General features: G+C 60.9%; 14 protein-coding genes and 1 pseudogene. 3 read left to right on the top strand and 12 right to left on the bottom strand.

All coding sequences use genetic code 11. The features are described 5' to 3' along the window. Window positions 1-142: 142 nt before the first annotated feature. Both AB4O40_RS03515 and AB4O40_RS03520 read left to right on the top strand, forming a co-directional pair. Window positions 143-1,738, top strand: a complete 1,596-nt coding sequence (locus AB4O40_RS03515) for an EAL domain-containing protein (RefSeq protein ID WP_414915043.1) — start codon at window positions 143-145, stop codon at window positions 1,736-1,738. 70 nt (window positions 1,739-1,808) lie between these two features. After that, entirely contained in the window at window positions 1,809-2,309 is a 501-nt protein-coding gene (locus tag AB4O40_RS03520) for an outer membrane beta-barrel protein (protein ID WP_056725031.1), read from the top strand. Window positions 2,310-2,462: 153 nt separating this feature from the next. On the opposite strand, the gene aspT is transcribed toward AB4O40_RS03520, so the two are convergent. From aspT to AB4O40_RS03540, 4 genes are all read right to left on the bottom strand, one after another. Continuing rightward, complete coding sequence (gene aspT / locus AB4O40_RS03525) at window positions 2,463-4,154, bottom strand: aspartate-alanine antiporter (protein WP_460056064.1); 1,692 nt, start codon at window positions 4,152-4,154, stop codon at window positions 2,463-2,465. 27 nt (window positions 4,155-4,181) lie between these two features. After that, window positions 4,182-5,792 (bottom strand): mechanosensitive ion channel family protein, encoded by a 1,611-nt coding sequence (locus AB4O40_RS03530; protein WP_223541157.1) that lies wholly within the window; start codon window positions 5,790-5,792, stop codon window positions 4,182-4,184. Between the two features lie 228 nt (window positions 5,793-6,020). Next, window positions 6,021-6,476: a YMGG-like glycine zipper-containing protein gene (locus AB4O40_RS03535; protein WP_056725037.1), complete on the bottom strand. Its 456-nt coding sequence runs from the start codon at window positions 6,474-6,476 to the stop codon at window positions 6,021-6,023. A 205-nt stretch (window positions 6,477-6,681) separates the two neighbouring features. Continuing rightward, entirely contained in the window at window positions 6,682-7,044 is a 363-nt protein-coding gene (locus AB4O40_RS03540; RefSeq protein ID WP_460056061.1) for a DUF6124 family protein, read from the bottom strand. A 653-nt stretch (window positions 7,045-7,697) separates the two neighbouring features. Here AB4O40_RS03540 and AB4O40_RS03545 point away from each other — a divergent pair. After that, on the top strand, window positions 7,698-8,822 hold the full coding sequence (locus AB4O40_RS03545; RefSeq protein ID WP_460056058.1) for an RHS repeat-associated core domain-containing protein: 1,125 nt from the start codon (window positions 7,698-7,700) through the stop codon (window positions 8,820-8,822). Between the two features lie 155 nt (window positions 8,823-8,977). On the opposite strand, the gene AB4O40_RS03550 is transcribed toward AB4O40_RS03545, so the two are convergent. The 8 genes and pseudogenes from AB4O40_RS03550 to AB4O40_RS03585 all read right to left on the bottom strand — a co-directional run bounded on the left by AB4O40_RS03550 (window position 8,978) and on the right by AB4O40_RS03585 (window position 19,874). After that, window positions 8,978-9,688: an NAD(P)H-dependent oxidoreductase gene (locus AB4O40_RS03550; protein ID WP_223542152.1), complete on the bottom strand. Its 711-nt coding sequence runs from the start codon at window positions 9,686-9,688 to the stop codon at window positions 8,978-8,980. An 87-nt stretch (window positions 9,689-9,775) separates the two neighbouring features. Continuing rightward, window positions 9,776-11,191, bottom strand: a complete 1,416-nt coding sequence (locus AB4O40_RS03555) for an aldehyde dehydrogenase family protein (RefSeq protein ID WP_056725041.1) — start codon at window positions 11,189-11,191, stop codon at window positions 9,776-9,778. Next, entirely contained in the window at window positions 11,184-12,374 is a 1,191-nt protein-coding gene (locus tag AB4O40_RS03560) for a pyridoxal phosphate-dependent aminotransferase (RefSeq protein WP_056725043.1), read from the bottom strand. The genes AB4O40_RS03555 and AB4O40_RS03560 overlap by 8 nt, the downstream gene beginning before the upstream one ends. A gap of 24 nt (window positions 12,375-12,398) precedes the next feature. Further along, window positions 12,399-14,006, bottom strand: coding sequence for a 5-guanidino-2-oxopentanoate decarboxylase (locus AB4O40_RS03565; protein ID WP_460058183.1), 1,608 nt, complete (start codon window positions 14,004-14,006; stop codon window positions 12,399-12,401). Between the two features lie 10 nt (window positions 14,007-14,016). Next, window positions 14,017-16,116, bottom strand: coding sequence for an acetate--CoA ligase family protein (locus AB4O40_RS03570; RefSeq protein WP_056725046.1), 2,100 nt, complete (start codon window positions 16,114-16,116; stop codon window positions 14,017-14,019). Between the two features lie 18 nt (window positions 16,117-16,134). Beyond that, on the bottom strand, window positions 16,135-17,295 hold the full coding sequence (locus AB4O40_RS03575; RefSeq protein WP_056725048.1) for an acyl-CoA dehydrogenase family protein: 1,161 nt from the start codon (window positions 17,293-17,295) through the stop codon (window positions 16,135-16,137). Between the two features lie 40 nt (window positions 17,296-17,335). Then, a complete protein-coding gene (locus AB4O40_RS03580) occupies window positions 17,336-18,127 on the bottom strand; it encodes an enoyl-CoA hydratase/isomerase family protein (protein WP_056725050.1) in 792 nt (263 codons plus the stop codon). A 353-nt stretch (window positions 18,128-18,480) separates the two neighbouring features. After that, window positions 18,481-19,874 (bottom strand): annotated as a pseudogene (locus tag AB4O40_RS03585) (amino acid permease). Window positions 19,875-19,896: the final 22 nt, after the last annotated feature.

A 19,896-nucleotide genomic window follows, 5' to 3' on the forward strand; every position in this document is an offset into this window, starting at 1 on the left:
GCCACTCAAGCAGAAAATCGCACTGTGCATGGCCGTCTATGCAAGCGGCATCTTATTGGCCTGGGTAATTGACTGGTACTGAAGTCGTTTAATCCGCGACTGCAGGATGCACAGTGAAATAATGATACCTCGAGGTTTGTCGATGGTTGCCGCATATAAAGCGTTACTTGGAAGGCACGCAGTCACTGTCTGTCTGATTGCTGCAGCGGGTTGGGCCGCATGGCTCAGTGCTGGAGTACTGGCGGAGCCATTCATTGCACGGAAGCTGAATAACATTTATGCCGATCTGCGTGCTGCTCAAGTGGAACCCAATGCGCAGATCGACAAAGTACTGGAAACCCTCGACGATCTTGATCGTTCGGGTCAGGAATGCTCCGTCGAGCAATACTCGCAACTGGCTGACCTGGTCAAGAACCTGCGATTTGTTGATCAAGCGGCAATCCAGTTGCCCAATGGCAAGATCTGTTCCTCCTACGGACAAGAACTCCCGTCGATACTGGCCGGTAGCGAGAAACGCAAGTTCTCCGTTGGAAAGCGAACCTACTGGGTGGATGCTGGCCACAGGGTTTCCGCGGACACCGACTTTATCATTGTGTCGGAACAGTCAACCTACGTCTGGGCAAACAAGAAGATCCTGCTCGATAATCTGAAGTTTCCCGAGGACCTGCAACTGGACCTCATCGGCCCCGGCGGCGCAGTGCCCATCGCCTCCACCGGCCATACACCGCTAACGATGCACAAACCCTTCCACCTGGAAGAACTGGTTATCTCGGCAGATAAGGTCCTGATCGCCTTTGCGGGCAACCGAAATGAACTGATCGCTGTCGTTTCTCTTCCGTTGAGCTACCTGACTGGTCTCAAATTCAAATTATTCATTGGCCTTGCGTGCCTGTTTACAGCCCTGCTCTTGCTCGCAAGGTGTATTCAACGACATTACACCTCTACCGCCGTACGGCTTCGCAAAGCCCTGAAAGCCAACACGCTGGGCGTTCACTACCAGCCTATCGTCAATTTGACGACGGGCTATCTGGTGGGCGCCGAATCACTTTCCCACTGGAACGACAACGGTACCCAAGTGCCGGCCGATGTTTTCATCCCGGTGGCGGAGAAGTCTGACTTGATCCGCAAACTTACGCGCTCGGTGATTCGACAAGTGGCGCAGGATTACAGCACCTACCTTTGGGCGTGCAAGGACTTCTACATTACGGTCAATCTTTGCGCCCAGGATATTCAGGACCCGAGCTTCCCGGACTATGTGGCCAGCGTGCTGGCAACCTACAACATGCCTGTGTCCGCCATGGCCTTTGAAATCACCGAAAGGACCATGCTCGATCAGAAGCCCGCCGCCCTGCAATTGCGACGGCTTCGTGCGTGCGGACACCGCATTGCCGTGGACGACTTCGGCATCGGCTATTCCAACCTCTCGCTCCTCGATTCAGTGCCTTTCGACATTCTGAAAATAGACCGCTCGTTCATCGCAGGCGACAAGATCGCGGCCAAGGATGCCTTGTGGCGCCACATTGCCCAGTTGGCCAAATCGCTAAGGCTCAAGGTCGTGGCCGAAGGTGTGGAGACTCAGGAACAACTTCCGCATCTGGTTTCGGAAGGGGTTCTACTGGCGCAAGGCTGGTTGTTCTCCAAAGCACTGCCGATTCAAGCGTTGGCAAGACGCTACTTTCAATGTCCGGAAAACATCCCGCCCTACGACCCAAAAATATCAATCAATGACTTCTATTAACCCCTCATGGTCCCTCAAATGCTCGCCGAACCCTAACACCAGACAACCCTGTACAAGGACTCCACTCAACATGCTACTTCGAAACCTTGGCTTCGCTTCACTGCTATCGCTGCTGTCTTTTCAGGCGCTCGCTGATGACAAAGGTTTATATCTTGGAGCTGGCGTAAGCAGCATTCAGACCGACGAATCCAGACTGGATGACGACGACACCAGCTACAAGGTTTTTGCCGGGTATCGCGTCAATAGCTACCTGGCCTTCGAGGGCGCCTATGTCGACCTCGGTCAGTTCAAGGACAAGAACGTCGACTTCGATGGTAAATCGGCCCAGGCTGCCGCCCATGTCGGCTTTCCGCTGGGTGATCGGCTGCGGGTGTTCGGCAGTGTCGGCGCTCACGCCTGGGACGCCGACGGCAATGCCACCGACGACGATACCGGGGTTGACCTGACCTACGGTGTCGGCGTCGAGCTCGATGTCTTTCGCAACATCGGCCTGCGCGCCGAATACGAAGTCCTGGAGGTCGGAGAGATCGACCTGAATCAGACGACCGCATCCGCCTACATGCTTTTCTGATACCGCTGCAACTGAGCGGCCTTGCTGGTCGCTCAACGCACTCTGTGCGATGCCCCCACCTTGGCACCGGGTCCGATAACCGGTGCTCAGGTGCGTCTTTGCTCCCGCAATGCGCCCTCCCTCGCCACAGAAGTCACTGCGGTTGCAAAATTGCTAGCCGGCAACGACAAACACAATGATCGGCCCACACACCGCCAGCAACACATTGGAAATCGCATAACACACGGTAAAACCAATCACCGGGGTGTTGCTGCCGGACTGCTCGATGATCTTGTTCATCGAAGCGGCTTCGGTCTGCGCACCGGCCAGGGCGCCGAACAGGATCATCGGGGGCAGGCGCAACACATAGCGGCCGAAGTACAGCGCCACCAGCGGCGGCACAATGGTGACCACGGCGCCGGACAGCAGCAATGCCAGGCCTTGTTCCTTCATCGCGGCAAACGCCGCGGGACCGGCCAGCAAGCCGACCACCGCGCCGAACGCGGTCAGGCCGAACTCGGAAAACGCCCATTGCGCGGCGGGCGGCAACGCGCCGATTTCCGGGTGACGCGAGTTGTACCAGCCAATCACCAGCGCGGCGACCAACACCCCGCCTCCGATGCCCAGTTCCACGGGGATCATCCCGACATGGGTCGACAACAGCCCCAGCAACGAGCCCAGCACCATGCCGAGGGTGTGCACGGCGATGTCGCTCTTGTAGTTGTGCTCGCGAATCCGCCCTAACCGCTTGGCCACGGCTTCCACACTGGCGGTGCGGCCGGTCAGGGTGATCACGTCGCCTCGACGCAGCACGGTGTTGGGCAGCAAGGGCAACTCGTAGCCTTGGCGGGTGATGGTATTGATGAAGCAGCCCAGGCGCCTGGCGCTTTCCATCCGGCTTTTCGCCTGATGGATCGTCTTGCCGGCGAACTCAGGCGAGGTCACGACGATGTCCACCTCACGGGTGGGGAAAGACAAGGATTCGGCATGGTCGATTTCCGGTCCGATCCACTGGGTGAGCGTGCCCACGGCTTCGCGCAAGGCGTAGACCCCGACGATATCCCCGGCCATCAGCGTGAAAGCCTCGTCTCGCTCGAAGATTTTTCCTGCACGCACCACGCGCTCGACGGTCAGCGATTCATGCTGTTTCTCCACATCGCCAATACGCTGCCCATTCGCCGAACCATTGGCCGCCACCTGATGGGCACGCACGACGATGCGGGTGTAGGGCACGGTGATCGCGTCTTCTTCCTTGGCGATACCCAACTCCAGCTCCAGCTCCCGCGCCGACTCCCTGAGGTCCACGCCCAGCAACTTCGGGGCAATGCTACCGACGAAGACGATCAGGCCGATGGTGCCGAACAGATATGTGATCGCGTAGGCAATCGCCATGTGGCTGTTGAGTTGGGCCCCGGCCACGGTGTCGATCGACAATTGATTGATGGCGCTGGTGGCGGTGCCCATGATCGCCGTATCGGTCAGTGCACCGGCGCCGAGCCCGGCGGTGAAACCGGCGTCGAAATCGAACACCGCATTCATCAGCAGGATCGCCGCCAGCGCGGTCCCGCACAGCACCACGCTCAACACCACCAGTTTCAGCGTGCCGCGATTGAGGCTGCCGAAAAACTCCGGCCCGCTCTTGAAACCGACCGCATAGATGAACATCACGAAAAATACCGACTTCAATCCGGTCGGCACTTCGAGCCCGATCTGGCCGATCAGCAGCCCCATCAACAGCGCACCGGCCACCGAACCGAGGTGGAAACTGCCGATGTGGATGCGGCCGACGAAGACGCCCAGGGCAATGGCCAGGAACACCGCGATTTCCGGGTCAGTCCGCAGGGCGTGGAGAATGAACTCAAGCATGGTGCGAACTCCCTTTCAGGCGAAAAATCACGGTTCCTTCGGTTCTTGTGCCGGGGCTGGGTACCACTTGTCCTGGGGCACCCATTTCTCTTGTTGCGGATCGCCCAGGTAGTGCGGCGACATGATCTGCACGCCGTACTCGTTGAACACATCCTGGATGTTGGCGTGCAGCATGCTCAGCAGCACGGCGCGCGGCCGAGGCTGGCTGGGAATGGCCTGGGCCACCAGCCGGTATTCCGGGTAGAAGTCCGACAAGGCCGTCTGGAACACCTGGGCCGGCGGTACTTCGAGAATCCCCGGCGTGCGTTTCGCGGCCTCCAGCAGCATCGCCTCCACCTGTCGCCACGGCGTGTCATAGCCAATGGTCACGATAGTGTCGACCACGTAGCCGGGGCCTTGTACCACCCGCGAGTAGTTCTTGGTGACGGTGCCGGTGATCATCGAATTGGGCAGAGTCAGCACCTCGCCCAGTCCGGTGCGAATACTGGTGGTGAACATGCCCAGTTCGGTCACCGTGCCTTCGTAGTCGCCGATGCGCACGAATTCGCCGGGGCGCAAGGTTCGGGTGTAGGTCAGGATCAACCCCGCCGCCGCCTGCCCCACCACGCTGGTGGCGCCCAGGGAAATCATCAGGCCGATCAACACCGACAAGCCTTTAAAGGCATCGGTGCCGGCACCCGGCAGGTACGGATAGGCCATGGCCAGGGCAAATAGCCAGATCGCCAGGGACGTCAGGCGTTGGGTCGGTTGCAGGGTTTCATGGTTGAGCCAGCTGAGGGTGCCCGGTGCCGCCATGCGCCGCAGTATCCGCCGCATGAACGCGGTGGCGCCGCGGGCAATGAAGAAGATCGCCAGCGCCACGCCCAGCCCGGGTATGGCACCGACGATCCCTTGCAGCAGATAGCCGCCGAGTTCCAGCAGATAGTTGTTGAGGCTTTCACCCCAGGGACGGGTATAGGGAAAGCGCGACAGGACAAAGCCCAGCCACTCGTACGTCAGCAGCAACACGACGACCCAGCGCACCAGCTCCAGCAGGCGGCTGGCCAGCGGATACAGGTAATTGGCGTCGACCAGCGGCACCCGTCCGACTTTCAGGGCCTGGGTGTGCCGGTGCATCAGCTCGGGCAGTTTCTTCAGCACTCTGCGCCGCAGGTACGACATGCCGAACAGCAGCGCGATGTAAACGCCGGTGGCGATCAACGCAGCGACTACGGAGCGCAGGATCAACTGCAGGTTACGGGCTTCCCGGGTTTCGGCCACGACCTGGCGCAGCCGGTCGGCCGCGGCTTCGGCGGCCTGCTGTACCGTGTCGAATTCGGTCGCGTCGAAATCATTGGGCGAAACGATAAAGGCGCGCCGGCTGCCCAGCAGCACCATGTAGCTTTTCATGATCGGGTCGATGGAGACATTGAGATCGTCGGTGTCATCCAGCGCCTCACCGATCACCGCTTTCGCCCGTTTGACCCGCGACACCGGGGCTTCTCCGAAGATGGTCGCGCGAAACACCATGATGCTGCGGTTGGCCACTTTCAATTCAACGGGAGCATCAACCACTTTCGGCGCATCTTCGGCCCACAGTTGCACCGACCAAAACATCCCGAAAACAGTAAACATTACAGCGAGCAGCCTGCTCCGCATGTGTCGGATCCTTACGTCACGAAATTCAGATCGAGGGTACGTACCGCAGCGTAGTTCACCGATGAACGGTTGTCAGATTTGTGCTACAGGCAGTTTCCTTATCCGTCTGTTTCCTTGAAACAGCGAGCTCAAGCCCCGGAAGCTGTGCTCGTGACCGGATTCTTGAAACACTGAAGATCCCACAGGTTGAGATCTGTTCAGGCGGCCGGCGCCCGGTTCAGGGTCAGTTCAAGGATTGACCTGATAACCCTTGCCCTGCAGACAGCTGCTGTAGGCCGACGCGGTATTGGCCTGGGTGGTTTTCTGATCCGCCCGGCGTTCCTGACGCTGACGTGACCCACCGACCACCATCCCGGCGGCCGCCGTCTCCTTGGCGCGGTCCTGGCGATAGTCCTGTTTCCTGTCATCGTCGACACGATCATAAGCGTCGTCGTGCTGATTGCCGCGCACCTGGGCCCCGGCCGCACCAGCGGCAGCCCCCACAGCGGCCCCCTTGAGCCGCCCGCCGGAAGACGAGGAAGACGTCGAGGTGCCCTGGCTGGCGGCAATGCTGTTGCATTCGTTGATGTCGGCCTGGGTTTGTTGAGAACTTTGCCCTTTCATCGGCACCACCGATTGCGCCCATCCCGGGCTACTCAAAACCGACAATGCGATGCACAGACTGACCGGTGAAAACCTATTCATGATGACCTCCGACAGGCTTGCAACAATGGGCAAGCCTTGGGGCGACTGGCGGATGGCAAGCGACGTCATGCGTCGCCCTGCCGATCGGGTGGAACAACTGAAAAGTGTAGTTCAACGACCCCGCAAGGATGGACTTCCGAACAGGCGGTGGGAGTTGTGTGGGAGTGAGCCTGCTCGCTCCCACAGGTTTACTGGTGATGTTCGGTTACTCCGGCGGATCGAGCCGATCCAGCGCCCGATTGACCGCCAGTTCGCCGAGCATGATCACCTGCGCAATGCCGAGCAGCGCATTGCGGCTGGTTCCTTGCAGATGATCCACCAGGTCGGTGGCCATTACATTGGCCGACGCCAGCGATTCACAGGCATGGACCAGCAAGGTCTCGACATTGAGTTCGGGATTGACGATGAACATGGAACTGGGTTTACGCGGCGTGGCCATGATGTCGGGGCCGCGGTTGAGGTAATGATCGAGGGCGCTCTCGGCGGCTTCGTGGAGTTTTTGGGAGTCGAGGGTTTCGTACGGGGATGTCGGATCGGTGTCCGGCGGGTTGGGTGTGACTTTGAACATGGATGTAACTCCTGGATGTAGATGAGGAGCCATCAACCTTCGCTACCAAACGATGGGTGGCGGCCATACGCGGGTTGGTAGACCGGTATCCAGGAACCCGGCGCATCCGAAGATGCCCTGCGCATGGCCACCATTAAGCAGAGAAAAAACTCTGCAAAACGTGGTGCTCTGCGACTGGATAACCGGGCTACCAAACCCGATCGCTGCTGTTTTCCAGCGACCGGCAAACGATAGAACTCGGCTCCAAGGCGCACAAGCCGGCGGATTCTGGCGTAGCTGTAGGCAATGACGCAAGCCGTCGTAGCTTGCGGGAAGTAACGCTGACAGCCGCTAAACAACTCTTAAACACACCTCGATTCAGGCAACCAATACACGGCCCCTGTGGGAGCGAGCTTGCTCGCGATAGCGGACTGTCAGTCGACATCTATATTGGCTGGTAGTCAGTCATCGCGAGCAAGCTCGCTCCCACAAGGATTTGTGTGGGTACCCGGGTATCTGCGACAACGCCAATCATTGTGGGAGCAAGCTTGCTCGCGATGGCGTCAGTGCAGCCCGCGCAATTATCGCCCCTCCGACTATCAGTTCTGCTAGTACCCGCCGAAAACTATTGAGCCCAAACTCAGGCTTTCACCTCCATGAGAGTAGGAGTCGCCATGTCTTCCCCTCAAAAAGTCCTGAATTGCAGTTATCGCTATGATCCCCTGGATCGCCTCACCAGCCACAATCTGTCCGATACCCCGGAACGTCATCGCTTCTACTGCAAAAACCGCCTGGCCACCGAGATACAAGGTGCCATCGGACACTCCATAGTCCAGCAGGGTGACCTGTTGCTGGCGCAACATCAGCGCCAGAACGGAGTGCTCGACTCCACCCTGCTAGCCACGGACCTGCAACGCTCGGTGCTGAACACGCTCAAGAGCGGCCGACAACCACAACCCATCGCCTATTCCCCTTACGGCCATCGCACCGCCGAAAGCGGCTTGACCAGTTTGCTGGGGTTTAACGGTGAACGACCGGACCCGGTGACCGGGCATTATTTGTTGGGTAATGGGTATCGGGCGTTTAATCCGGTTTTGATGAGATTTAATAGTCCGGATAGCTTGAGTCCGTTTGGGAAGGGAGGGTTAAACTCCTATGCATATTGCCTTGGGGATCCAATTAACTTAGGCGACTTCAATGGTCACAACCCATTCAAATTTTTGAGAAACCTATTCAAAAATGTGTTCAAGTCAAAAACACCAAAAACAACACCCACAAACTATCACTTCACAAACAAACATAATTTCTCCGACTACTTAGGTGAAACAGCAGCCCCACTCTCACTTAATGATCTAGCTATGCGTAAAACTGAAAATATGCTTGGTGCAATACCAGGTCGTCAGATAGAAACCCTACTCGACGGTCCAAGAAGCAAAGGCGTCAATATTTGGGATGATAAAACCGGGCTGCACAATATAAAGCAGCATGTTATTCATTCCCACCCTGACACGACAATATATGAGGTAATTAGTGCAGGTTTGAGAGGTGAACTGAATGGTGTTCTGCCCCATAGAGCAAACGAACTCTCAGTGCTTATTTCCGAGGGAAAGTATGCAGCATCTCACAATCTTAGGCCCGTAGTGACGCCTAAGAAATATAATGAATTCATGATGGATCACAATAGGCAAAATGAAATTTATAGGCAGGCAGGTGTTCCTTTGCCTGATGCTTTTCTTACAAAATTTGGATCTATCACGGTGATTGAACGCGCTAAAAAGATCAGGTTTGAAGTACTTTAATAAATACCAGTAAATATTGAGGACGAAACCAAAAAGTGGGAGCGGGCTTGCCCGCGATGGCGGTGGCTCAGTCAACAGAGATGTTGAACCTGATGCCCTCATCGCGGGCAAGTCGGATCGCCGCACCGCCGCTCCCACAGGGTATGCGGTGCATATTAAGTGTTGGTGGCCAGCGGATAGAGCTTGTCATCGAACTGCGACAGCTTCGGAAATACAAGTGGTTGGTCGTCGCTCAAGTGCTGCAGCCGCTGCCCGTAATCAACCAGAAACTGCTGGCGCGCCTCTTCACTGATGTACGGCACATGCCACGCCACGAACGGCTCCAGCACATCAAAACCGACATAAGCCAAGGTCCCACGCAAGATCGGGCGCAACATGTCTTCCAGCGGCCCATGAATCGCGCCCTCGCCAAACATGTGTTCACGTCCACCCAGGGTCACGGTCACCAGTGCCTTCTTCCCGGCCAAACCACCCTGATCGTAGAATCGCTTGCCGCCATAGCAGATGCCGGACACCAGCACCCGGTCGATCCAGCCCTTGAGCATGGCCGGGGTGGAGAACCAGAAGATCGGGAAGTTGAGGATCAGCAGGTCGGCCCACAGCAGTTTGTCCAGTTCAGCCTGGATGTCCGCCGCCAGTGACTGGCTCTTCACGCCCAGGCGTTGTTCCAGGGCATAGACCAGGTATTCGGGGTTTTCCCGATTCGAGAAGTCCGCGTCGCTGGCCACCGGGTTCCAGTTCATTTTGTACAGGTCGCTGACCTGCACTTCGTGGCCCTGGGCTTCGAGGGTGGCGACAGCCTGGTCGCGCAGGGCGGCGGTGAAGGATTGCGGTTCCGGGTGGGCGTGGACGATCAGTACTTTCATTGTGGTTCCTTAGATTTGTTCCCGCGTATCGGTTGACGGTGTGGAGTAGCAACATCGTGGGTGATGAACAGTTTGAATCGCCAACCGTCACACCTGGATCGCCTTCACTTCGACGAACTCGTTCAACCCCTCCTCACCCCATTCGCGACCGTTACCCGACTGTTTGTAGCCACCGAACGGCGCCTGATAATTGAACGCCGCGCCGTTGAGGAAGCACTGGCCGGCGCGCATCTGCCGCCCCAGTTGCAAGGCGCGCTCGGCACTGCCGGCCCAGACACCGCTGGACAGGCCGAACGGCGAGTCATTGGCGATCTGGATCGCTTGCGCCTCATCGGCATAGGGGATCAGGCACAGCACCGGGCCGAAGATTTCTTCCTGGGCAATGCGCATGCGGTTGTCGACATCGGCGAACAGGGTCGGGCTGACATAGAAGCCGCGCTCGAACGCGGACGGCGTGTCACCGCCGCACAGCAGCCGTGCACCTTCCTGTTGGCCGACCTTGATGTAGTCGAGCACAGTGCGTTTCTGCCCGGCCGAACACATCGGGCCGAGGAAGCTTTGCGGGTCGAGGGGGTCGCCCATGGGCAGGCTCAGGGTTTCCGCCAGTGCCAGTTCCACGGCCTCGGCGTAACGGCTGGCCGGCAGCAGCATGCGGGTCAACGCGGTGCAGGTCTGGCCGGAGTTGATCATCACGTCCTGCACGCCGTAGCGCACCGCCGCTGCCAGGTCGGCGTCTTCGGCGATCAGCAACGGCGACTTGCCGCCCAGTTCCAGGCACACCCGCTTGACCGATGGCGCCGCCGCCTGCGCGACGCGAACGCCGGCGCCGGTGGAACCGGTAAACGACACCATGTCCACGTCCGGGTGCTTGGCCAGCGCTTCGCCGACTTTCGAACCCGGGCCGCTGACCAGGTTGAATACCCCGGCCGGCAGGCCGATGTCCTCGATCATTTGCGCCAACAGGAAGGCATGCAGCGGGGTTTCCTGGCTCGGCTTGACCACCACCGTGCAACCGGCGGCCAGTGCCGGGGCGAGTTTGCCGATCAACTGATGCAGCGGGTAGTTCCACGGGTTGATGAACGCGCAGACGCCCACCGCCTCGCGGATCACCAGCGAATTGCCGACTTCGCGCACTTCGTCCATGAGATGAGCCAGTTCGACGTATTGCTCAAGGCCGATGATCGGCCCGTCGACCTGCACCGAGCGGCACCACTGCACCGGCATGCCCAGTTCCGTGGTGATGACCGCGGCCATCTCATCGGCACGATTGCGCAGTTGCTCGGCCAGGGCACGGATATATCCGGCACGCACGCTGGACGGTGTGCGTGACCACGAAGCGAAGGCCCGGCGAGCCGCCGCCACGGCGTTTTCGACATCGAGTTCATCACCCAGCGGAACGCTACCGCAGACTTCCTCGGTGGCCGGATTGATCACCTCGGCGATGCCCTGCCCCGAAGGGGTTTGCCAGCGACCACCAATAAACAGTGTCTTGTGATTAAGCATGAACCTGGGCCTCCATCAGTTCTTGAGCACAACGGGCAATGCGCTGGCAGGCATCGCGCAGCGGTTCGGCACCGACCACCAGACCGAGGCGAATATGCCCCGCTGCGCTCGGGCCAAAGGCCTCGCCCGCCAGCACCGACACACCGTGGCGATCGAGTAGACGGTCGGCAAACGCCTGGGCGCTGAGCCCGGTCTGGCGGATATCGAGCATCACGAACATCCCGCCATCGGGTTTCAACGCCCGCACGCCGGGGCAATCGGCCAGGCTGTCGCACACCAGGTCGCGACGCTGGCGATAGGCTTCGCGCATGGCCTCGAGTTCCGGCAGGTTGCTTTCCAGGGCCACCACGGCAGCGTCCTGAATGAAGTCCGGCGAGCCGTAGAGCATGCACAACGCGAGGTTTTCCAGGTGCGCGGCCAGGGATGGCGGCGCCACCACCCAGCCGACGCGCCAGCCGGTCATGGCGTGGGATTTCGAGAGGCTGTTGAGGGTCGCGGTGCGCCCGGCCATGCCCGGCAGGCTCGCCGGGCTGACGTGTTCGCCTTCGAACAGCAGTTCGCTGTAGACCTCATCGGAAATCAGCCACAGGTCGTGGCCGATGCACAACTCAGCCAAGGCGGCCCAGGTGCTACGCGGCAGACTCGCGCCCGACGGGTTGTGCGGGCTGTTCAGTGCCAGCGCCCGGGTGCGCGGGGTGATGCGCGCGGCGACATCTTCGGGCAGCACACGGAAGCCGTTTTCCGAGCGCACGGGCACCGGCACCACCACGGCACCGCAAGCACCGAACACCGCTTCGTAGGTGACGTACATCGGTTCGGCGACGATCACCTCGTCACCCGGATTGAGCACGCATTGGGCCACGCTGAACAGCGCACATTGCGCCCCGGCCAGCACGGTGACCTGATCCGCCGAAACGGACTGGCCGCTGCGTTGATGATGACGCCTGGCAATGGCTTCACGCAGGGCACGCTTGCCGCGCACCTCGGCATAGTGAGTGTTGCCGCTGCGCAGGCTGTCGATAGCACCCTGCACGATGGGCTGTGGCGTGTCGAAATCCGGGTCGCCCACGGACAGCAGCAGAATGTCTTCGCCCTGTTCGCGCAGTGCCAGGGCGCGGTAGTGAATGTCCCACGCGGCCGCGCCGTCACCGGCGATTCGTTGAGTCAGATCGGAAAAGCGCATCGCTTCATCCCCTTAAAATGCAAATCACTGCGCACAGGCGTGCTTGAGCTCGATCAGGGTCACGCCGTTGCGCTTGAAGCCGTGGCGCAGGTCGGTTTGCAACTCGGCGAGACTTTGCGGCTGGTTAACGGTGCAACCGAACGCACGAGCGAGGGCGGCGAAATCCGGGTTGCGCGGCAGCACGCCAATGGGCTCGATATCCAGGCCGATCATGTCGTCGCGGATTTGCCCCAGGGCGTCGTTGTTCCACAGCAGCACCACCAGCGGGCTGTCCAGTTCTTCCACCGCGGTGGCCAGCTCCTGGGCGGTGTAGAGGAAACCACCGTCGCCCACCAACACCAGGCCGGGCCGCTGCGGCGCGCCGAATTTGGCGCCGATGCCGGCCGGCAAGCCGTAACCCAGGGTGCCGTAGCCAGTCGGGTGCAGCCAGCTGCGGATAGCCAGGCTGTCGAAGGCGTAGTTACCCGTATACGCAAGCTGGGTCATGTCGGTGCTGATGAAGGCGTTGTCCGGCAGCTCTGCGGCGATACGGTCGAGAATCGATTGATGGATCGACTGCAACGGGCCATGGCTGGCCTTGACCGCGTCGCGCAGGGCGGCCACCGAGGCAGTGGCGGCGCCGGCGTCGCGTACGTCGGATGGCAGGCGCTCAAGCACACCGCTGAGGGTTTGTTGTGCATCGCCGTGCAAGGCAACCGCGCACGGATAGAAGTCATTGAACTTGCGCGGGTCGATGTCGATGCGCAGCAGTTCGCCATTGAGCGGCAGGCGTTCACGCCAGAAATCGGTGTCGGCCATTTCGGTGCCGACGGCCAGCACCACGTCGGCCTCGGCGATCAGGTTCCAGCCCGGTTCCACACACAGGGATGAACCGGCGCTCAACGGTGCATCCGGTGCCAACAGGCCTTTACCGGCAACACTGGTGAACAGTGGCGCGGCCAGTCGGGTGCTGATTTCTTGCAGTTCAGAGGTGGCATTGAGCGCGCCACCACCGGCGATGATCATCGGGCGCTTGGCAGCCTTCAGTCTGGCCACGGCTTGATCGATGGCGGTGGCCGATGCCGGGCCGCGACCCGGGCGACGTACCACCTCATTGCTCCAGTCACGGGCAATCGGCGCCGACAACACGTCCAGCGGCACCGAGATGTGCACCGGGCGCGGGCGCTCGCTGTCGAACACCGCGTAGGCACGGGCGATCAGCTCCGGCAGGTCTTCGGCGGTCAGTGCCACTGCCGAGAACGCAGTAATCGGCGCGGTCATCGCCCGTTGATCCTGGCATTCGTGCAGGCTGCCCCAGCCCTTGCCCAGGCTGGCGCTGTGGTTGACGCTGGAAATCACCAGCATCGGAATCGAGTCGGCATAGGCCTGGCCGATGCCGGTGGCGGCGTTGGTCACGCCGGGGCCGGTGATGACGAAGCACACGCCGGGTTTGCCGCTGACCCGGGCATAGCCGTCGGCCATGAAACTGGCGCCCTGCTCATGGCGGGTCAGCACGTGGCGGATGCCGCTGCCGGGCAAGCCGCGATACAGTTCCAGGGTGTGCACGCCGGGGATACCGAACACGGTATCGACGCCGTAGTTGGCCAACAGACGCACCAGGGCCTGGCCACCGGTCAAGGTTTTGCTTTGCATATTCATGTCCTCACTCCTGGCCGAGGCGAATCAACGCATCGACCGCAGTTGTGCCCTGGGCACCGACCAACAATGGGTTCACATCCAGTTCCAGCAGGTGAGCGGCGTTCTCGCAGGCATAGTCGGCCACGGCGCGGATGGCGGTCACCAAGGCGTCCAGGTCAGCAGGCTCGCGACCACGGAAACCTTGCAGCAATGGCGCGCTGCGCAGGCTGAGCAAGGCATTGCGGATCGCGCCGTCGGTGGTCGGCAGCAACAGGCTGTGACTGTCCTTGAGCAACTCCACCAGAATGCCGCCGGCACCGATCACCAGCGCGAGGCCGAAATCGTTTTCACGCTTGACGCCGACAATCAGTTCAGCCAGCGGCGCTTTGGCCATGGGTTCCAGCAACAGCTGGTCGAAGGCTACGCCCGGGGCATAAGCGGCAATGCTGGCGCGCATTTTCTCCAGCGCAGCGCTCAATGCCGCGCCGTCCTTGAGGTTCAGCGCCACGGCACCGGCCTCGGTCTTGTGTGGCAGTTGAGCGCTGACCGCTTTGAGTACCAGCGGATAGCCCAATGCCTCGGCGTCCTTCAGTGCCTTGTCCGGGGTGCTCAATACGCCGTTTGGCGTCGGCAGGCCAAAGGCTTTTAACGCCTGTTTGGAGTCCCACTCATTGAGCAAGCGTCCCTCGCCTGCAAGCGCTTGCGGGCACAACGGCACCAACGCCGATTCCCCCAGCGCCAGCAAAGTCTGGCGATTGCGCTGATAACCGGCGATGCGACCCCACGCGGCCAAGCCATCTTCAACACCTTGCAAGGCCGCGACGCCTTGGGCGTGCAGACGCTCACGGGCATGGGCCGGCAGCAGCTCGGGGAAAGCCGAGGTGACGAAGCCGGTCTTGCCGTGACGTTGCAGTGCCGCGCAGTACAACTCCAGCAGCAGGTCGCATTCCTTGCGCTCGCCGGTGAACTCCGACGGGTAATCGAGCACCAGCATCGCCGCATCGGCTTCGGTGCGCAGCGCGCTGTCGAGCATGCGGTTCAAGGCTTCGCCGTCGCCCCAGATCGCCGTGGTGAAATCCAGCGGGTTGACCAGGTTGGCGTAGGTCGGCAGCACTTGTGCGAGTTCACCGACCTGCCCTGGATCGAGTTGCGGCAGGTCCAGTTCGTTGCGTTCGGCGTAGTCAGCAATCAACCCGGCGTCGCCACCGGAACAGGCCAGCGCGATCAGGCTGTTGCCTGCCGGCAGATTGCCGCAAGCCGCGGCTTTGAGAGTTTCGACAAAACTCACCGGGCCGCTGACGCGAATCACGCCGAGACGGTCGAACAGCGCGTCGTACAGCGCATCGGAGCCGGACAACGAACTGGTGTGACTCAAGGCCAGTTCGGCGCCGATCTGCGACACGCCGGTTTTCAGGGCGATGATCGGGATGCCTTTCTCCAGCGCCTTGTGCGCGGCGCGGGCAAACCCCGGCACGTTTTTCAGGCCTTCCAGGTGCAGGCCGATGGCGGTGACCCGAGGCTCGTCGAGCAACACGTCCATCAGTTCAGCGACACCCAGTTGCGCCTGATTGCCCACCGAGGCCATGTAGGCCACCGGCAGCGAGCGGTCGCTCATGGACAGGTTGTAGGCGAAGTTGCCGCTCTGGGTCAGCACCGCCACGCCCTTCTCCACCGCCTTGCCGCCATGGGCCACCGGCCACAGCGCGCAGCTGTGCAGGTAGTCGAGCAGGCCGTAGCAGTTGGGGCCGAGCAAGGCCATGTCGCCAGCGGCCTTGAGCAGTTGCTGTTGCAGGGCCTGGCCTTCGGCGCCGGTCTCGGCGAAGCCGGAGGCGTAGCAAATGGCCCCGCCCGCGCCGATGGCGGCCAGTTCGGTGACGCAAATCAGGGTCAGTTCGCGGTTGGTGGCGATGAATACCGCATCGGGCCCGCATGGCAGGTCGGCGATGTTGCGTACACACGGCACGCCTTCAAGGCTGTCGTGCTGCGGGTTGACCAGCCACATTTGCCCTTGGTAACCGCCTTCGGCACAGCGCTTGAGGGCGCGGGCCATGCTGCGGCCGCCGACGAACGCCACGTGTTGCGGCGCGAGCATGCGTTTGAGGTTGTCACGAATGGTTTTGGACATGGGAATTCTCCGGGCCGATCAGCGCAGCAGCGGCCGCAGCAGCTCGCGGGAAATGATGTGGCGCTGGATTTCCGAAGTGCCTTCCCAGATCCGTTCGATCCGCGCGTTGCGCCAGATGCGCTCCACCGGACCTTCGTCCATCAGGCCCATGCCGCCGAAGATCTGTACCGCCTCATCGGCAGTACGCCCGAGCACTTCACTGGCGAACAGCTTGGCCATGCCGGCCTCGCCATCGGTCATGGTGCCCTGGTCCATTTTCCAGGCGGTGTGCAGGGTCAGCAGTTCAGCTGCACGAATTTGTGTGGCCATGTCGGCCAACTTGAACGACACGCCCTGGTAGGTGCCGATCGGCTGGCCGAACTGCTTGCGATCCGCCGCCCATTGCAGCGACACGTCCAGTGCGCGCTGGGCCTGACCGACGCAGTTGGCCGCGACCATCACACGCCCGGCGGTCAGCCAGGCGTTGGCCACCTCCCAACCCTTGCCGACTTCGCCCAGCACTTTGCTGGCCGGCACACGGCAGTCGTCGAAGAACATTTCAAAGGTGTGGTAACCACGGTTGCTCACGCACTTCGGTCCACGGCGAATGGTCATGCCCGGGGTGTTGCGGTCGACCAGGAACGAGGTCACGGCGTTACGCTTTTTGCCGTTGTGTTCGTAGGTGTCGGTCACGGCGAAGACGATGGCGAAATCGGCATGGCCGGCGTGGCTGATGAAATGCTTGCTGCCGTTGAGAATGAAGTCGTCGCCTTCACGCACGGCGCGGGTCTTGATCGCGTTGGCGTCGGAGCCGGCGCCCGGCTCGGTCAGGGCAAAACAATCGATCTTTTCACCCTGGATGCACGGCAACAGGTAGTCGTTGATCTGGTCGCCGGTGCAGGCCATGAGGATTTTCGACGGTCGTGCGACGAACACGTGCAGCGCCCAGGACACCTTGGACAGCTCGCGTTCGATCAGCGCCTGGGACAGGTAGTCCAGGCCACCACCGCCCACTTCCTCGGGCATGTTGAAGGCGTAGAAGCCGGCGGCGATCGCCTTGCCGCGAATCTGCGCCGCCAGTTCCGGGGAGACCTCGTCGGCGCGGTCGACTTGTTCTTCATAGGGCAGCAGTTCCTTCTCGACGAAGCTGCGTACCGAGTCCACCAACATTTCTTGTTCTTGGGTCAGTTGGAAATTCATGCTGCTACCTGTTGTTCGTGTTCTGGGAGATGGAGAGGAATCAACGACCGATGAAGCGTGCCGGGCGTTTTTCCATGGCGGCGCGCAGGGCTTCGTTGCCGTCTTCACTGCGACCGCAGAGCAGGCCGGCGGCGAGCTCGGCTTGCAGTTGTTCGGCGAGGCTGCGTTCGGCGCCTTCACGCATGAGTTTTTTGGTCTGGGCGAAGGCGAAGGTCGGGCCGGCGGCCAGGCGTGCGGCCAGTTCGCTGGTGACCGTCAGCAGTTGATCGTCAGCGCAGACATCGCCGACCAGTCCGGCGTCGAGGGCACGATCGGCGCCCCACAACTCGTCAAGGAACAGCAGGCGCTTGGCCTGTTCGCTGCCAATCAAACGCGGCAAGTGCCAACTGGCGCCGGCGTCCGGCGAGTACGCCATGCTGGTGTAGCCGGCCTTGAAGCGTGCCGATTGCCCGGCGATGCGCAGGTCGCAGCACAGGGTCAGGTCCATCCCGGCGCCGACAGCGGTGCCGTTGATGGCGGCGATGGTGGGTTTTTCCAGGCTGTGCAGGCGGGTCATCAGGGCGTGGGCGGTTTCGGTCCAGCCGTAGGTCTCCAGCGCGCCCCGGGCTTCGGCATCGGCCCATTCATCGAGGTCGGCGCCGGCGCAGAAGCTGCGGCCGCTACCGGTGAGCACCACCACGCGCACCGCCGGATCGGCGTTGAAAGCGTCGAGCAGGCCATGCAGGTTTTTCAGCGTCGGAATGTCCAGCGCATTGCGCTGGGCAGTGCGATTGAGGGTGATCCAGGCAACGCCTGCTTCGACCTGGCTGAGCAGCGACGATTGAGTGGTCATGGGAATCCTCGAATTATTGTGATTGGTCTGAGGTGATGCGACTTGAGGCCATACTAAACGTGTGTTCAGTAAGGCGGCAATCGGCGGGGAGATAGGCTGTAACAAGCTCAAAAATCATGTAACACATTGGTTTTATTGAATTATTTATAGATTGGCGAGCGTAAGCCGTTGGCGCTGTTACAACTTCGAACAACTGGTGACAGGAGGCCGGTCGCAAATTTACCGAACACCGCAAACCCCTGTGGGAGCGAGCTTGCTCGCGATAGCGGTAGACCAGTCAACAGTGATGTTGAACCTGATGCCGCCATCGCGAGCAAGCTCGCTCCCACAGGGAATGTGCTGGATTGAAGGAATTACACAGTCGGCAAGCTCGGCGCCAACACGCCCTGGCGCTTGCGATGGATCAGGAAGTACGCGCCATAGCACAGGGCAATGAAGCCAAAGCCCCAATACAGCGACGGACGCTGGGTTTCATCCAGGGCCAGGAACACGAACAGCGAGCAGCACAGCGTGATGCACATCAGCGGCAGTACCGGGAACCAGGGTGCGCGGTATTTCAGGTCGCTGAGTTTGCCGCCCTCACGCAAGTACGCCTTACGGAACTTGTACTGCGCCAGCGCGATGACAATCCAGGTCACGGTGCCGGACATGCCGCTCACCGCCATCAGCACCATGAACAAGGTGTCATCAGCGACACCAGCGCGAAGCACAGGGTGATGCTCAAGGCGCGCAATGGCACGCCACGCTTGCTCAATGGCGACAGGCTTTTCGGCGCCATGCCGGTTTTCGACATCGCCCACAGGATGCGCGTCGAGGCATACAGGCCGGAGTTGCCCACCGAGAGGATCGCGGTGAGGATCACGAAGTTCATCAGGTCGGCGGCGTAGGGAATGCCGACCATGTCGAACACCTGCACGAACGGGCTTTCCATCAGCCCTGCCTGCTGCCACGGCACGATGGCCGACAGCACGATGATCGCCAGCACGTAGAAGATCAGCACGCGGAACACCACGTTGCGCACGGCCCGGGGAATGCTTTTTTCCGGCTGATCGGTTTCACCGGCGGCCACGCCCATGATCTCGCAACCCTGGAACGCGTAGACCACGGTCATCATCACCGCGAACACCGCCGACAGGCCGTTGGGGAACAACGAATCACCGATCAGGTTGCTCGCCATCGGTGCCGGTGCGCCGCTGCTCAGGGGCATCACGCCGAAGATCACCAGCACGCCGACCACGATGAAACCGAGAATCGCCGCAACCTTGATCCCCGAGAACCAGTATTCGGCTTCACCGAAAGCGCGGGTCGCCATGGCATTGATGCCGAACAGCACCACCACGAACAGCGCCGACCAATACCAGATCGGCACTGCCGGGAACCAGCGGGTCATCAGCATGCCGGCGGCGGTGAACTCCAGGCCCACGGTGGTGGCCCAACTCATCCAGTACACCCAGCCGATCATGAACCCGGTGGCCGGGCCGATGTATTTGGTGGCGTGGGTCTGGAACGAACCGGACACCGGCATCTGTACCGACAGTTCGCCCAGGCAGACCATCACCAGGTACATCAGGAAACCGGCGAACAGGTAAGCCAGGATCGCCCCCACCGGGCCGCCTTGATTGATGGTCACGCCGGAGCCCATGAACAGCCCGGTGCCGATGACGCCGCCCAACGACAGCATGAAAATGTGCCGGCTCTTGAGGGCGCGGGTCAGCTGTATGCCTTTACGATCAGTGTTTTCGTTCATGTCGGCACCTCAGCAGTCGTTG

It is taken from the genome of Pseudomonas sp. S2_F07, from assembly GCF_054668325.1.